The organism is Nocardiopsis ganjiahuensis DSM 45031, assembly GCF_000341085.1.
Taxonomy (GTDB): domain Bacteria; phylum Actinomycetota; class Actinomycetes; order Streptosporangiales; family Streptosporangiaceae; genus Nocardiopsis; species Nocardiopsis ganjiahuensis.
Genome location: NZ_ANBA01000039.1, coordinates 1 through 14,456, shown reverse-complemented (window position 1 = coordinate 14,456; position 14,456 = coordinate 1). Strand labels below are relative to the sequence as shown.

14 protein-coding genes are annotated in these 14,456 nt (G+C 71.9%); 3 read left to right on the top strand and 11 right to left on the bottom strand.

Features of this window, described 5'->3' with window-relative positions; all coding sequences use genetic code 11:
- Nucleotides 1-233: 233 nt before the first annotated feature.
- The 4 genes from D458_RS34690 to D458_RS0132500 form a co-directional block, all read right to left on the bottom strand.
- Entirely contained in the window at nucleotides 234-1,124 is an 891-nt protein-coding gene (locus D458_RS34690) for an alpha/beta fold hydrolase (protein WP_017590901.1), read from the bottom strand.
- Nucleotides 1,121-1,672 (bottom strand): PadR family transcriptional regulator, encoded by a 552-nt coding sequence (locus D458_RS0132510; RefSeq protein WP_017590900.1) that lies wholly within the window; start codon nucleotides 1,670-1,672, stop codon nucleotides 1,121-1,123. The genes D458_RS34690 and D458_RS0132510 overlap by 4 nt, the downstream gene beginning before the upstream one ends.
- A 2-nt stretch (nucleotides 1,673-1,674) precedes the next feature.
- Nucleotides 1,675-2,787, bottom strand: coding sequence for a serine hydrolase domain-containing protein (locus D458_RS0132505; protein WP_017590899.1), 1,113 nt, complete (start codon nucleotides 2,785-2,787; stop codon nucleotides 1,675-1,677).
- 222 nt (nucleotides 2,788-3,009) lie between these two features.
- Complete coding sequence (locus D458_RS0132500) at nucleotides 3,010-4,296, bottom strand: epoxide hydrolase family protein (protein WP_040703066.1); 1,287 nt, start codon at nucleotides 4,294-4,296, stop codon at nucleotides 3,010-3,012.
- A 63-nt stretch (nucleotides 4,297-4,359) separates the two neighbouring features.
- Here D458_RS0132500 and D458_RS0132495 point away from each other — a divergent pair, with 63 nt between their 5' ends.
- The gene (locus D458_RS0132495; RefSeq protein WP_017590897.1) at nucleotides 4,360-5,352 is read left to right on the top strand and encodes a helix-turn-helix transcriptional regulator; all 993 of its coding nucleotides are present in this window, start codon (nucleotides 4,360-4,362) and stop codon (nucleotides 5,350-5,352) included.
- Between the two features lie 43 nt (nucleotides 5,353-5,395).
- Here D458_RS0132495 and D458_RS0132490 read toward each other — a convergent pair whose 3' ends face one another.
- Nucleotides 5,396-5,947: a TetR/AcrR family transcriptional regulator gene (locus tag D458_RS0132490; protein ID WP_017590896.1), complete on the bottom strand. Its 552-nt coding sequence runs from the start codon at nucleotides 5,945-5,947 to the stop codon at nucleotides 5,396-5,398.
- Nucleotides 5,948-6,061: 114 nt separating this feature from the next.
- Here D458_RS0132490 and D458_RS0132485 point away from each other — a divergent pair, with 114 nt between their 5' ends.
- A complete protein-coding gene (locus tag D458_RS0132485; RefSeq protein WP_017590895.1) occupies nucleotides 6,062-7,117 on the top strand; it encodes an FAD-dependent monooxygenase in 1,056 nt (351 codons plus the stop codon).
- A 36-nt stretch (nucleotides 7,118-7,153) separates the two neighbouring features.
- On the opposite strand, the gene D458_RS0132480 is transcribed toward D458_RS0132485, so the two are convergent.
- From D458_RS0132480 to D458_RS0132455, 5 genes are all read right to left on the bottom strand, one after another.
- Nucleotides 7,154-8,032 (bottom strand): alpha/beta fold hydrolase, encoded by an 879-nt coding sequence (locus tag D458_RS0132480; RefSeq protein ID WP_017590894.1) that lies wholly within the window; start codon nucleotides 8,030-8,032, stop codon nucleotides 7,154-7,156.
- On the bottom strand, nucleotides 8,029-8,667 hold the full coding sequence (locus D458_RS0132475) for a TetR/AcrR family transcriptional regulator (RefSeq protein WP_239648125.1): 639 nt from the start codon (nucleotides 8,665-8,667) through the stop codon (nucleotides 8,029-8,031). The genes D458_RS0132480 and D458_RS0132475 overlap by 4 nt, the downstream gene beginning before the upstream one ends.
- A gap of 106 nt (nucleotides 8,668-8,773) precedes the next feature.
- Entirely contained in the window at nucleotides 8,774-9,646 is an 873-nt protein-coding gene (locus tag D458_RS0132470) for an alpha/beta fold hydrolase (protein ID WP_026119903.1), read from the bottom strand.
- 200 nt (nucleotides 9,647-9,846) lie between these two features.
- Nucleotides 9,847-11,013: an alpha-hydroxy-acid oxidizing protein gene (locus D458_RS0132460; RefSeq protein WP_017590890.1), complete on the bottom strand. Its 1,167-nt coding sequence runs from the start codon at nucleotides 11,011-11,013 to the stop codon at nucleotides 9,847-9,849.
- A 213-nt stretch (nucleotides 11,014-11,226) separates the two neighbouring features.
- The gene (locus D458_RS0132455; RefSeq protein ID WP_017590889.1) at nucleotides 11,227-13,107 is read right to left on the bottom strand and encodes an ABC transporter ATP-binding protein; all 1,881 of its coding nucleotides are present in this window, start codon (nucleotides 13,105-13,107) and stop codon (nucleotides 11,227-11,229) included.
- 153 nt (nucleotides 13,108-13,260) lie between these two features.
- Between D458_RS0132455 and D458_RS0132450 the strand changes: the two genes are divergently transcribed.
- Nucleotides 13,261-13,848: a TetR/AcrR family transcriptional regulator gene (locus D458_RS0132450; RefSeq protein WP_017590888.1), complete on the top strand. Its 588-nt coding sequence runs from the start codon at nucleotides 13,261-13,263 to the stop codon at nucleotides 13,846-13,848.
- 69 nt (nucleotides 13,849-13,917) lie between these two features.
- On the opposite strand, the gene D458_RS0132445 is transcribed toward D458_RS0132450, so the two are convergent.
- Entirely contained in the window at nucleotides 13,918-14,211 is a 294-nt protein-coding gene (locus tag D458_RS0132445) for a GroES family chaperonin (protein WP_026119902.1), read from the bottom strand.
- Between the last annotated feature and the right edge of the window lie 245 nt (nucleotides 14,212-14,456).

Here is a 14,456-nt window from a genome sequence, read left to right as displayed (position 1 = left end):
CTCTGAGACGACCCTGCTCGGGGGCCTTCGGCCTCCTCGCAGGGTCGTCTTCGTTGTGCCCTCCGGGGGGCGACCCCCAGACCCCCGGTGTGCGCTCGCCGGCGCTCGCGCATCCTCAGCCGCCGCGCACCTATTGTGGGAACTTCGTCCTCCTCGCCAGGTCGTTTCGTCGTTTCTCTGGGGGGACGACCCCCCAAACCCCCCGGTGTGCGCTCGCCGGCGCTCGCGCACCCTCAGTGGCCGCGCCTTTCGGGAGGCCTTCCACCACCGGGGCGGGTTCGGTTCCCCGGCCCGGCCGCGGCGGCCCGGATGACCTCCTTCAGCAGGTCGCGTACGGTGTCGGGGCGCTCGACCCAGGGCAGGTGCCCGGCGCCCTCGATCACACGGGTCCGCGCGCGCGGGGTCTCGGCCGCGAGGAGCAGGCTGTTGGCGTAGGGGCGGGGGTCGGCCGAGCCGGATGCGAAGAACACCGGACACGTGGTCCGGGCGGCCCAGCGCAGCTGGTCGGCGTCGGTGAAGGACACCCGCCGGTTGGCCTCCGGGTTGACGGCCAGCGGCGTCTCCGCCATGGCCCGTGAGGCCTCCAACCCGTTGGCCGTGTCGGCGTAGTCGGTGGACCACCGCAGGCGGCGCCACTCGACCTCCTCGGCGGCTGTGCGCCGGCGTTCGGAGAGTTCGGTGAGGCGCCGGTCGATCCCGGCGGCGGCGCGGCGCCGGGCGGACTCGGCCTTGTAGGGGGCCCGCCAGTCCCCGATCCCGACCCCGCACAGGTAGCCCACGGAGGCCGCGTGCTCAGGGCGGCTGCCCGCGTAGGCGAGGGCGAGCGCGGCCCCGAAGGAGTGGCCGATCAGCACGAGCCGCTCGTGGCCCCAGTGCAGGCGCAACTCCTCCAGGTCGGCGACGTAGCGTTCCACGGAGAGGTCGCCGGAGGCCGACGAGCGCCCGCATCCGCGCTGGTCGTAGCGGTAGACCGGCAGCTCCGTGTCGAGGAGGTCCGCGACCGGCCCCAGGTAGTCCCAGAGGCCGGGCCCGCCGTGCAGCAGGACGACGGCGGTCGTTCCCGGCCGGGGCGGGGCCGTGCAGAACAGTTCGGCGCCGTCCTGCAGCCGCACCCTCTCGCTCACGTGCCGAGCTCCTTCAGGTTCCGTTCGGTCGTGTCCAGCCAGTCGAGTTCCGCTCTGCCGTGGGCGATGCCGTAGGCGAGCGTGGCCATCCGGAGCACACGGGCGAGATCGCTGACCTCGTCCGGGACCTCGTCGGGGTCGGTGGTGTCGCGGATGGTCTCCAGGGCCGCCAGCGCCTCGCCGACCTCCTTCCGGCGGGCGTCGAGCAGCTCCCGGATGCGTTCCATCGGCAGCCGGTCCGCGAAGAACAGCCGGGCCAGGAAGGGATCGCGCGAGGGCGGCGTCCGCAGCGGCGACGCGAGCCACCGGTCGAGTTCGGCCAGGCCGCTGTCGGTCAGGGAGTGGATGTGCAGGTTGGGCCGCTCCTCCTGAACCACGGTGCGGCGGGCGGCCAGGCCTTCTTCGACCAGGGCGGAGAGCGTGCGGTACACCTGCGACTGGTCGGCGTTCCAGAAGTGCGCCACGCTGCTGTCGATGATCTTCTTGAGCTCGTAGCCGCTCATCGGCCTGATCGACAGGAGACCGAGGACGGAGTGGCGTAGGGACATGGTCAGGAGTCCTGTTTCCAGGCGCGGAGCAGGTGCGCCATGAATCGGAAGGGGAGGGCCCGGCCGCGGGTCTGGTCGACGGTGCCGGTCAGGTGCAGGTCGAGTTCGGGGCAGTGGAAGAGCCAGGTGCCGGTGCTTCCGGAGTGGCCTTCGAGGGTCACCGGGCGCTGGCCCGCGGTCCAACCGACACGGAAGATCATCGTACCCAGCCCGTACCTGAGGACCGGGGCGTTGCGCAGCCGGTTGCGGCGTTCGGTGAGCGGGCGCAGGTCGCTCAGGAGCTCTCCGCCGAGCAGGGCCCGCTGGAAGGTGATCAGGTCGCCCGTGGTGCTGAACAGGTCGTTGCTGGAGCGGAGTATCGAGGGCACCTCCACACGGCGCCGGCCGGTGTGGAGCGGTGAGTGCTCCGGCGGGGTGTCCGCGGGGGTCCAGGTGCGCTCCAGGCCGAGGGGGCCGAGGACGCGGTCGGTGAGCAGTTCGCTGAAGGAGCGGTCGGTGACGGTCTCCAGGGTGCGGATGAGCAGCTGGAAACCCGTGTCGGAGTAGCGGGCCTTCTGCCGCGGTGCGGTGAGGTCCTGCGGGGCGAAGTACGGGCTCTGCTGCGTGCGGTTGACGTTCAGTGCGTCCTCGAAGCTCCAGGACAGGTCGCGCCCGGCGGTGAGCTGGGTGAACAGGCTCGGGCGGCCGTCGCGGCGCTTCTCGAAGAAGTCGGGCAGCCCCGACGTGTGACTGGCGAGGTGGCGCGGGGTGATCCCGGCGGTGTGGTCGGTCCCCTCGAGGACGTGGAGGCCTCGGGTCGTCTCCTCGGGCAGGTACTCGGTGATCGACGCGTCCAGGTCGAGCTCGCCGCGCTCGTGTGCCTGGAGCAGCAGGGTGATGATGAACCGCTTGGTGATGCTCGCGACGAAGAACGGGGTCTCGGGCCGGATCGGAAGGGTGTCGGCCGGGCCGGACGCGGCTGACCAGCGCAGGTCTCCGGTGCCGTGGGAGAGGGCGATGTTGGCGTGGTGCACGCCGCGCTTGGCGACGAGACCCTCCAACAGGCGTGTGAGGCGCCGGTCGAGTGCGGTGGGGACGCGATTCTCCTGAGCCCGGGTCGTGCTGGGGGGTGCCACGGCATGCTCCTTGCCTCCGGTGATAACTAGAGGATAAGTCTCATATGTGCAATGTCAAGTATTGGCGAGTGCACGCATTCGGGTGACCACCGTGGAGTGGGTACGGGACGACACCCGGTGAGAGGAGGACCGGTGGGCTGTGCGGGTGCCCAGCCCGCCAAGGGAACGGCGCCCCCTGGACGGGTTCGAACCCGTCCAGGGGGCGCCGCCCGGGAGGGGACGTCAGCGCAGGGTCCGGAAGAACGCGCGGATGTCGTTGACCAGCAGGTCCGGTTTCTCCATGGACAGGAAGTGGCCGCCCTCGTCGAGCTCGGTCCACCGCACGACGTTGTGGTCCCGTTCGGCCCAGGCGCGGACGGTCACGTCGTGCGCGGAGAGCAGCACCCCCGTCGGCACCGCCCCGCGTTCCGCGGACCGACCGCCCGAGCCCTCGCCGCCCTGCTCCCGGTCCCCGGTCCGGGCCGCGTCGCCGTCGCCCGTGCCGACCGCGTCCGCACCGCCCCAGTCGCCGGTGCCCTCCTCGACCGCACCGCTCCAGTCGTTCGCGGACATGTCCTCGTAGTAGATCTGCGCGGCCGAGGCGGCCGTCCCCGTCAACCAGTACAGCGACACGCAGGTGAGCATCCGGTCGCGGTCCAGGCTGTCCTCGGGCAGGCCCTCCTCCGGCACGGAGAGCTCCTTGAACTTCTCCACCATCCAGGCGAGCTGACCCACGGGAGAGTCGGTCAGCCCGTAGGCGACGGTCTGCGGGCGCTTGCCGTTGCACTGCAGGTAGCCGTCGTTGAAGTCCTGCATGGACTCCCACCGGCGCAGGTCCGCGCCTTCCAGGGCCTTCGCCTCCTCGTCCCCGTGAGGGAAGGTGATCATGGCGTTGAGGTGCACCCCCACCGTCCTCTCCGGCGCGAGCCCGCCCATCTCCGGTGCCACCCAGGAACCGGTGTCGTACCCCTGGACCCCGTACCGCTCGTAGCCCAGTCGGGACATCAGCTCCACGAACACCCCGGCCATCCGGGCCGAGCCCATCCCCGGGCCGGCCAGGGGAATGGAGAACCCGAACCCCGGCAGGGACGGGACGACCAGGTGGAACGCGTCCGCCGGGTCGCCGCCGTGCGCGCGGGGGTCGGTGAGCGGGCCGATCACGTCCAGGAAGTCGGTGACCGCGCCCGGCCAGCCGTGCAGGAGGATCAGCGGGGTGGCGCCGGACTCCGGTGAGCGCACGTGCAGGAAGTGCACGTTCTGCCCGTCCACCTCGGTGGTGAACTGCGGGTGCGCGTTGAGCTCCGCCTCGGCGGCCCGCCAGTCGAAGGAGGCGCGCCAGTACTCGGCGAGCTCCTTCAGGTAGCCGGCCGGCACGCCCCGCTCCCAGCCCGCCCCCGGCAGCTCGTCCGGCCAGCGAGTGTGGGCCAGCCGCGCCCCCAGGTCCGCCAACTGCTCCTCGGGGATCTCGATACGGAAAGGGCGGACGGCCTGCCCGTGCCGCTCCGCGGCGTGCTGCTGTGTGTTCGTCATGGTCTCCACGCTAGGAACCGCTTAGGACAGGTTCCTTCCTAAGCAGCTGACAGAATCGGACCCATGGCTGAGACCTCCGCACGCCTCCTCGCGCTGCTGTCGTTGCTCCAGACCCACCGGGAGTGGACCGGCGCCGACCTGGCCGAGCGCCTCGACGTCACCACCCGCACCGTGCGCCGGGACGTGGACCGCCTGCGCGAACTCGGCTACCCGGTGCACGCCACCCAGGGCGCGCCCGGGTACCGGCTGGGGCGCGGCGCCGCCATGCCGCCGCTGCTGCTCGACGACGAGGAGGCCGTGGCCGTGGTCGTGGGACTGCGCACCGCCGCCGACGGCTCGGTCAGCGGGATCGAGGATTCCTCGCAGCGCGCGCTCGGCAAACTCGAACAGGTACTGCCCTCCCGGCTCCGGCAGCGCGTGAACACCCTGCACGGGGCCACGGTGCGGGCCGGGGCCGAACCCGGTCCGACGGTCTCCGGGGACGTGCTGATGGCACTCGCGGAGGCCTGCCGCCGCAGGGAGCGGCTGCGCTTCGACTACACCGGTCCGCGCGGCGGAGGCTCGGTGCGCGATGTCGAACCGCACAGCCTGGTCAGCTTCGGCCGCCGCTGGTACCTGGTCGCCTTCGATATCGACCGCGCGGACTGGCGTACCTTCCGTGTGGACCGCCTGGTCCCGCGCACCCCCGCCGGGCCCCGGTTCGAGCTCCGGCGGCCGCCGCACGGCGACGCGGCACTGTACGTGGCCCACCAGCTCTCCTCGGGGGCCTGGGACCACCGGGCGGTGGTCCGGCTGCACGAACCCGTCGAGGCGGTCGCCGACCGGATCTGGCCCGGCATGGGGGTGTTGGAAGCGGTCGACGCCCACAGCTGCCTGTTCCACCTGGGCGCCGAGACCCCCTACGACCTGGTCTGGATGATCACCTCGGTCAACGCCGACTTCACCCTGGTCAGTGGTCCGCCCGAGCTGGCCGGGGCTCTGCGCGCCCAGGCGAGAAGGTGTGCCGCCGCGCTGTCCGGACAGAGGGCTTCGGAGACGGGGGAGACCCCGACCTGAGCCGGGCTGCCCTGCCCTCCGGCGCGGGCGGGGCCGGCCGGGTTCAGCGTGCCAGGCAGGCCCGGACGACACGGACGTACTGCTCGCGCGGCTCGACGGCCTCGGGCCGCGCGAGCGCGTGCATGATGAGCCCGTCGGCGTAGGCGAGCAGGGTTCTGGCGGCCGCTTCCGGGTCGGGGGCGCCGAGGCCGGCCAGGATCGGGGCGCTCCATGCGCGGATGCGGTCGTGGCCCCGGTTGAGTGAGGCACGCACATCGGGGTTGTGCGCTGCCTCCATGGCCAGGGTGTAGCGGGCCACGGTGCGGACCCGGTCGGTGGTGGTCATGGCGGTGACGAATCCGACGACGGCGTCCACGAGGTGGTCGACCGAGGCCACGGTGACGTCGTAGAGCCGCGCCCAGTCCTGCCGGTCGAGCTCCTCCAGGCGTTCCACGACCCCCCTGACCAGCGCGTCCCGGGTGCGGAAGTGGTTGGACGCGGACCCCTTGGGCAGGCCGGCCGCGGCGTCGACCTTGCCGTGGGTGAGGGCGTGGAGGCCGCGGGTGCCCAACAGTTCGATGGCCGCGTCGACGGCTCGGACCTTGGTCTGGGACATTCGATCACTGTATTCGTCGTGCCGTGCGCAGTGCCTTCCGCGCGGGTTTCGGCGAGCGGCATGATTACTACGATCATAGTGTAATTTCACTATGAACGTAGTAGCCTGCTGGGTATGAACGGTAGAGCGCTGGTGGTGGGCGGAGGAATCGCGGGGCTCTCGGTGGCCCGAGGACTGGTGCGCGGCGGCTGGGAAGTCGACGTGCGCGAACGCCTGGACGGGCCGCCGGACATCGGCGGCGCTCTGGCTGTGTGGCCGGGCGCCCTGAAGGCGTTCGACCGGCTCGGGCTGGGGGAGCGGGTGCGTGAGCGGGCCGTGTACAGCACGGACGCGGCGCTGCTCCGTCCTGACGGCAGGAAGCTCCTCGGCCCCCGGGGAAGGGTCGGGGTCCACCTGGTCTCCCGGTCCGTACTGCTCGGCATCCTCGTCGGTGGGCTCGCCGACGGACCGGTGCGCTGGAACACCTCCGCCACCGCCGCCGACATTCTCCCAGGAGAGGGCTTCGACGTGGTGATCGGCGCCGACGGCATCCACAGCCTGGTCCGCCGCACCGTTTTCCCGCACGCGAGCCCGCCCCGCGCGCTCGGTTCGGTCGCCTACCGGGGCACCCTGCCCGGGCCGGTCGAACGGTTCACCGAGGCCTGGGGCGGCGGTCGGCTCTTCGGCGTGACCCCGCTCGACGCCCACAACACCAACTGGTACGCGGCGCTCGACCAGCGGTTGCTCACCGGGAACGAACGCGCGGCACGGGACGCGGGCACCCACGCGGAGGTGTTGCGGAGGGAGTTCGGTGACTGGGGCGGAGAGGTCAGCCGGGTCCTGGCCGGGCTGGAGGCCCACGGGGTGGACCGCCGGGCGCTGATGGACCTGCCGTCCTTCGGGCCCTACGTCCGTCGGCGCCACGCGCTGCTCGGCGACGCCGCCCACGCCATGGCGCCCAACCTCGGCCGGGGTGCCTGCGAGTCCGTCGTGGACGCGGCGGTGCTGGCCGACGCCCTCAACGAGGAACCCACCGTCGCCCGCGCCCTGTCCCGCTACGACCGCGTCCGGCGCGGTCCTACCCGGCGGATCGTGGCCGCCTCCCGCCTCCTCAACCGGATCAGCACGACCGGACTGACGGGTCGGCCTCGCCGCCCTCGCTCCGGAGCCGCCGTCACCCGTCCCCGCTGAGGCCGGGGGCGGGCGGGGGCCGCGGCCCGTCGCGGGTCAGCCGTGGACCGCGGGGAGGAAGGCCCGGACCTCCTCGACGAACCGCTCGTGTGCCTCCAGCTGGGCCCAGTGGCCGCAGTCGGGCACCGTGACCAGCCGGGCGTTCGGCATCAGCTCCGACGCCCGCCGCGAGCCCTCGAGCGGGACCAGGGAGTCCTGCTCACCGTGGAAGAACAGGGTGGGGACCGTGATCCGCCCGACCACGGGCATCAGGTTGTTGAGCATCCCGTGCGGGCCGAGCGTGTCCTGGTTGTAGCGCATGTAGCCCCGCGCGGCACCGGGCCGCAGCGCCTCGCGGCGGAACTCCGCCACCGCCTCGGGCGGCAGGGCCGAGACGTCGTGCACGACCGCGCGCAGAGCCACCCCGACGAACCGGTTGGCCAGCGCCGTGGCGGGGAACAGGAACGCGTCGGGCATCCGCGCGGCCCACCACGCGCCCTTGTGGGTGAGCCACCTGTTCCCGACACGTTCCACGAGGCCGCCGGGGGCGATCAGCACCAGTCCCCGCACCAGGCCGGGGTGGCGCAGTGCCAGGTTCATCGCCACGTCACCGCCCATGGACACGCCCACGACCACCGCCCGCTCCACCCCCAGTCCGGACAGGACACGGGCGAGGAAGTCGGCCTGGGCCGTCGGCCCGCCCACCGGGTCGATCCCCACCGTGCCGCCGAAGCCGGGGAGCTCGGGTGCGATCACCCGGTGGTCGGCGCCGAACTCCCCGAACATCCGGTACCAGGAGACGGCCGCGTTGTCGTTGCTGCCGCCGTGGACCAGCAGGAGCGCCGGTGCCCCGTCCGGGCCGCCGCGGAGCACGCGCACCCGGCCCCCGTCCAGGTCGAGGTACTCGGCACGGGCGGCGGGCGGAAGGAAGGTCATGACCGGCTCCAGACTTCTTCGAGGCCGTCGGCGAAGTGCTCGAAGCACTCCTTGCCGGGCGCGGTGTCGGTGACGTCGGCGTCGGCGGCGCGTGCGACCAGCTCGCCCATGCCCAGGATGAGTGCGTCGAGGCCCTCGTGCGGGGCCGTCCGGGCCAGCCCCACGTTCCAGACCGCCAGGTTGGCGGCCAGGGTCTCGGGATCCAGGTCGGCCCGGACCATGCCCGCCTCCCGCATCCGCAGGACGAAGTCCGCGCTGATCGGCAGCCGTTCCCGGTACAGGGCCCTCTGGTCGTTCGCGCGTGGCCCCGGCCGAAGTTCCTCCTGGTAGAGCGAGCGCAGGAACGGCCGTGTGTGCAGGGCGGTCAGGGAGTGGACGAAGAGGCGGGAGAGCAGCCCGCCGCGGGGGTCCGCGGCCACCTCGGCCCTGGTGGTGGCCAGAGCCAGTCTCATCTCGCGGTCGGTCACCGCGCGTGACAGCGCCTCCTTGCTGTCGAAGCGAAGGTAGAGCACCCCCTTGGCGACCCCGGCCCGCGCCGAGATGTCGTCCATGGTGGTGCGCCTCGAACCGTGTTCCGCGAAGGCCTCGGCGGCCGCGGTGAGGATGACCTCGGTGTCCACGCTGGGTCGGGCCACATTATGTCCTTAATGACTGGATTCGTTTATTCAGTCATTCTAGGGCGGCAGTGTGGCGGGACGACAGCGGGGTCCGGCCGCGACGGCGCGGCGGGTCGGCGGTGGTTCAGCGCCGTGTGGCCGGGAGGAAGGCCCGGACCTCCTCGACGAACCGCTCGTGTGCCTCCAGCTGGGCCCAGTGGCCGCAGTCGGGCACCGTCACCAGCCGGGCGTTCGGCATCTCCGCCACGGCACTCCGAGAGCCCGCCACCGGGACGACCGGATCGTTCTCGCCGTGGAAGAACAGGGTGGGCACGGAGAGCGCACCGACGGAGGACAGCAGGTTGTTGCGCATCCCGTGGCGGCCGACGGTGGCCTGGTTGTAGCGCAGGAAGCCCTTCGCCGAACCCGGCCGCAGCGCCTCGCGGCGGAACTCCGCCACCACCGCGGACGGCAGGGCCGAGGGCGCGTGGACGACCCTGTGGAGCGTGGTCTCGACGAAACGGTTGGCCAGACCGGCCAACGGGAGGATCACCGGATCCGGCAGGCGGGTCGCGGCCCAGGCCGCGGTGTGCGCGACCCCGTTGCGCAGGTACGGCACCAGACCGCCGGGGGCCACCAGGACCAGTCCCGCGACCAGGCCGGGGTGGCGCAGTGCCAGGTTCATCGCCACGTCACCACCCATGGAGGACCCCACCGCGACGACTCGGCGCACTCGCAGGCGCGCCAGGACCAGAGCGGCGAGGTCCGCCATGGCCTCGGGCGATCCCAGGGGCTCCAGGCCCGTGCTGCCGCCGTACCCGGGCATGTCGAAGGCGATCACGCGGTGGTCGGCCCCCAGAGCCTCGAAGGCCGCGTACCAGGAGAGCGCGGCGTTGTCGGTGCCGCCGCCGTGCAGCAGGAGCAGGGCCGGGCCCCGGGCGCCGCCGCGCAGCACCCGGAGCCGTCCCCCGCGAACACGGAGGTACTCGGCTCCGGCCCCGGGAGGTACCAGGGTCACGTGCGCCCCCGGCCCGGGGCCGACGCGCGCTCGCCGGGACGGCCCGGGAGTTCGGTGGCGGTGCGGACGCGGGCGACCGGGAACATGGGAACAGTTTTCCCACCCGGGCCCTCCCGAACCACCAGCCGACGTCAGCGGCCCCGGAGGGCACCCTCCTGCGCCGGGCCCCGGGCCCCGGGCCCCGGGCCCTGGGCCTCAGGTCACGGGCGCGCGGTCACGTCCGAGGCGTCCAGGTCGGCGATGTCCTTGCCCATCAGCTCCGCGGTGATCTGGAGCTCGGCCAGGAACGACCGCAGCACGTGCTCCACGCCCGACGCCCCGTCCACGGCCAGGCCGTACACCCACGGCCTTCCCAACAGCACCGCCCGGGCGCCCAGCGCCATCGCGACGGCCACGTCGGCACCCGAGCGCACCCCGGAGTCGAACAGCACCGCCGCCCGGTCGCCGACCGCCGCCACCACCTCATGCAGGGCGTCCAGGGCCGCCACCGACGCGTCGATCTGGCGCCCGCCGTGGTTGCTCACCACGATCCCGTCCACGCCGGCGTCCACCAGGTCCGCGGCCTCGTCCGCCCGGACGATCCCCTTGACCAGTACCGGAAGGTCCGTCCACTGGCGGATGCGGGAGATGTTCTCGGTGCTCAGCGCCTTGTCGGCGAAGGCCCCCAGGAAGTGGAAGACCGCCTCGGTGAACACGCCGCCCGGTTCGGGCTCGTCCTTGAGCCGGGCCCGGAACACCGGGTCGCTGAAGTAGTTCGCGGTGCCCTGGCTGCGCAGGAACGGCAGATGCCCCCGGGAGAGGTCGCGGGGCCGCCAGCCCAGCCGCTTGGTGTCCGCGGTGACCATGATCGCCTTGGCCCCCGCCGCCGTCGCGCGCCGCACGAACGACTCCGCGAGTTCGTCGTCGCTGGGCCAGTACAGCTGGTACCACCAGGAGTCGGCGGCCTCGGCGACCTCCTCGATCGGCGTCGACGCCGCCGTGGACAGGGTCACCGGGACCCCCAGGGCGTTCGCGCCACGAGCCAGCGCGAGCTCGCACTCGGGGTGCACCTGCTCCAGGACACCGATCGGCGCGGTCAGCAACGGCGTGGGGTACCGCTCTCCGAACAGGGTGATCCCCAGGTCGCCGGCGGTCTCCGCGCCGGGGCGCAGGCCGCGCGGGCGCAGGGCGTAACGGGAGAAGGCGTCCACGTTGGCGTCCGCGGTGCGCTCGCGCCCGGCGCTGCCCTCCACGTAGCCGAACGGTCCCGGCTCCATGGCCGCCCTGGCCAGTTCGCGCAGTTCGTCGTGGTGGTAGGGCAGACGGGGGAGCTTGCCGTTGGTCGCGTCGGCGTAGACGCCGTCCTGGTACTGGGCGTAGTTGCTCATCGATCCCTCGCGGGCGCCGGGGCGCCGGGTCCGCGCGCCGTGTGGGGCGGCGCGCCCCGGGGCGCGTTCGGCGAGCCGCACCGAACGCGCCCCAGCCGAACAGGTCGCCGCGGGCACGGGGGCCGAGGAACTCGGCCGGGGCCCCGCACCCGCGACGAGCGGCCCGTTCGCGCCTGCCGGTCCGCTCTGGGGCGGATGTTACTACCGGCGGGTTCAGACCGGGGAGGCCGCCGAGGTCACCTCTTCGCCACGGTCCTCGGTCTCGGAGATGTGCAGCGCCGACACCAGGTCCCGGTACAGGGCGTCCTTCTCCAGGAGCTCCCGGTGGGTTCCCTGGGCGCGGATGACGCCGTCCTCCATCAGCAGGATGCGGTCGGCGCGGATCACCGTGGACAGCCGGTGCGCGATGGTCACCACGGCGGCGCGGTCGGCCTGCCTGCGCACGCTCCGGGTGATGGCGGCCTCGGTGATCGCGTCCACCTGCGAGGTGGCCTCGTCGAGCAGCAGCACGTCGGGGGAACCGAGCAGGGCACGGGCCAGGGCGATGCGCTGGCGCTGACCGCCGGAGAACGAGGTGGCGTCCAGGGGAGTGTCCAGCCCCTGCTCGAGGGCATCGATCTTCTCGGTCAGCAGTACCTCGTCCAGCACCCGCCGTACGTCCTCGTCGGTCGCCTCGGGGCTGGTGAACAGCAGGTTCTCACGGATGGTGCCGGGCACCACCGGGGTGTCCTGCTCGACGTAGGAGAAGTGTTCGCGCACCTGCTGGGGTGACAGCTCCCGGTAGGGCGTCCCGTTGAGCGTGATCCGGCCGTGCTCGGGCTCCAGGAACCGCAGGAGCAGCGAGAACACGGTGGTCTTGCCCGCTCCGGAGGGGCCCACGATCGCTGTGTGACCGAGCCTGGGGACGGCCATGTCGACCGCCCTCAGAGCGGTGGCGGCGCCGGGCGCGTACCGGGCGGTCACCCCCTGCAGCTCCAGCAGCGGGCTGCCGTGCCCGTGGTCGGCGGAGCGCCCGTTCCCGAACCCGTTCGACACGGCGGTGACCGCGGCCGCCCGCCCGGTGGTTCCCGTTCCCGTCGCGCCTGCCGCCACGGTGTCCGGACCGTGCGGGGCGGAGCCGTCCCGTACCGGTGCGCCGTCGGGGCCCTCTGCGGTGGGCTCGAGCGGGATGGCCTCCACCTCGCGGATGCGCTTGGCGGCGGCGATGCCCGACTGGAGTGTGGTCATGCTCTGCGAGAGCTCCATGACCGGGTTCATCAGGGTGAAGGCGTACAGCAGGAACGCGACCAGTGTGGAGACCGCGATCTCCCCGGAGGCCACCCGCAGCGCGCCCACCCCGAGGATGGAGATGATGGCCAGCTGGATGCCGCCGAAGGCGATCGTCCAGGCCAGGGCCTCGCGGCGGACCGACCGGATGCCGTGCCTGGCCGCGTCCTCGGCGTGTTCCAGGATCTGCGAACCCAGGCGTTCCTCGGCGCGGCTCACCTTCACCGTCCGGATCGCGCGCAGGGAGCCGTCGAGCACCCCGCCCATGAGTCCGAGGGAGTTCTGCGCCTTCTCCTGGGCCCTGGCGATGGCCGGCATCAGGGTCAGGAAGAGGACCGTGACGACGACCACCGCGGTGACGGTCACGCTCAGCAGGACCAGGTCCAGGACGCCCATCATGATCAGCGTCCCGATCATCAGGACGCTGCCGTTGATCAGGCTGATGACGCTGCTGGAGGCCGCCTCGCGCAGGAGGACGGTGTCGGAGGTGGCCCGGGTGACCAGCTCTCCGGAGGAGCGCCGGGAGAGCGGGATCAGGGCCGCCCGGAAGTAACGGCGAACGAGGGAGGTCCGCGCCTCCAGGACCACCTTCTCCGCGACGGTGCCGAGCACGACCCAGTGCCACAGGCCGGTCACCAGGCCCACGCCGAACAGGCACAGCAGGATCGCGATCGGCATCGCGAGGCTGCCCGCCTCGGAGACGGTGTCCAGCACGAGCTTGACCACCATCGGGTTGGCCAGTTCGAGGGCGGAGCCGAACAGGGCGAGGACCAGGCCCAGCAGGAGCTTGCGCCGGTGCGGACGGACGAAGGACCAGAGGACCTTCACCTGCGCGAAGCGCGGCTCGGGTGTGTTCTGGGTGGTTTCGTCCGGAGAAGAGGATGGGTCATGGTCTGCCGGTGGCTGATCATTCATGGTTTAAATTAGGTCATAGGTGACCGATTATTGTCAAGCAAGTACCCACTCCTCTAGGATGAGGGCATGGTGAAGAGCGCTCCCTCAGAGGAAGAGACGAGGACCCGCGCGCGAACCCGCCGAGCGATCCTCGACGCGGCGGTCGACGTGCTGGGCGAGAACCGGGCCGCGCCACTGTCCCAGGTGGCCGTACGGGCAGGGGTGGCACGCAGTACGCTCCAGCGCTACTTCCCCGAACGCGCCGACCTCATCACGGCCCTGGGGGAGTACTCCGAGGAACTGGCCAACGAGGCCACCGAGCGTGCCCGAACCACGGAGGGGACAGCCATCGAGGCGTTCTCCCGGCTCGTGTCCGAGTACTTCGCGCTACGCAAGATCTCCATGATCGCCTTCGCCGGAGACGACGCGCCGCAGTCCACGGACGAGGAGGAGTGCGGGCCCAGCGACCTCGCCCTCTTCGAACTCGTCGAACGCGGCCACGAGGACGGCACCATCGACCCCAGGATCACCCCGCTGTGGGCACAACAGCTCCTGTGGTCCTCGCTCTACGCGGGATGGCTCTACGTGACCACCGCGAAGGTCCCCGCCTTCGAAGCCCACAACATGTGCCTGCTGTCCCTGGTCAAAGCCCTCGCACGTGAGAAGCAGGGCTGACCGGGACGACAACGCCCGGGCCCGGAGTACCGGAGCCCGGGCCCGACGGCAGGCGCCGCGGAAGAACCGTCACAGGTACAGGCCGGTACCCCGCTCCGGAGCCTCGTTCGCGATCGCGTGCACATCCCGCTCCCGCAGAATCACGTAACGCTCACCGTTCAACTCGACCTCACCCTGCTCCTCGGGATCGAAGAGCACACGGTCACCGGTCTTCACATGCCGGGCTCCGGTCCCAGCACCACAAACCTCACCCCACGCCAACCGGGTCGCCAACTTCACCGTGTCCGGGATGACCAGACCCGCGCTGCTGCGCCGCTCACCCTTGTCCGGGACCGCCTTCACCAACAGGCGGTCGTGGAGCATCTGGATCTCAAGCTTTGATTCGGCCACGACACCAGAGTATTTGGCTCCGGCCGAAGACAACCCCCCACCCCGAACACCCGCAGGCCACCGAAAAGCCACCCAGGATTTCACCCCGGTCCAACCCACCCTTGACCTGCTGTAGAGTATTCACGTGCCGAGCGGGGAAACCGCCCGGCCCACCAGGGGCTATGGCGCAGTTGGTAGCGCGCCTCCATGGCATGGAGGAGGTCTGGGGTTCGAATCCC

Bases quoted from the DNA above. Each gene is read 5' to 3' on its own strand.
- D458_RS0132510 (WP_017590900.1), bottom strand. From the start codon at position 1,672: ATGTCCCTACGCCACTCCGTCCTCGGTCTCCTGTCGATCAGGCCGATG.
- D458_RS0132460 (WP_017590890.1), bottom strand. From the start codon at position 11,013: ATGAGCAACTACGCCCAGTACCAGGACGGCGTCTACGCCGACGCGACC.
- D458_RS0132495 (WP_017590897.1), top strand. From the start codon at position 4,360: ATGGCTGAGACCTCCGCACGCCTCCTCGCGCTGCTGTCGTTGCTCCAG.
- D458_RS0132490 (WP_017590896.1), bottom strand. From the start codon at position 5,947: ATGTCCCAGACCAAGGTCCGAGCCGTCGACGCGGCCATCGAACTGTTG.
- D458_RS0132480 (WP_017590894.1), bottom strand. From the start codon at position 8,032: ATGACCTTCCTTCCGCCCGCCGCCCGTGCCGAGTACCTCGACCTGGAC.
- D458_RS0132450 (WP_017590888.1), top strand. From the start codon at position 13,261: ATGGTGAAGAGCGCTCCCTCAGAGGAAGAGACGAGGACCCGCGCGCGA.
- D458_RS0132485 (WP_017590895.1), top strand. From the start codon at position 6,062: ATGAACGGTAGAGCGCTGGTGGTGGGCGGAGGAATCGCGGGGCTCTCG.
- D458_RS0132445 (WP_026119902.1), bottom strand. From the start codon at position 14,211: ATGCTCCACGACCGCCTGTTGGTGAAGGCGGTCCCGGACAAGGGTGAG.
- D458_RS0132500 (WP_040703066.1), bottom strand. From the start codon at position 4,296: ATGACGAACACACAGCAGCACGCCGCGGAGCGGCACGGGCAGGCCGTC.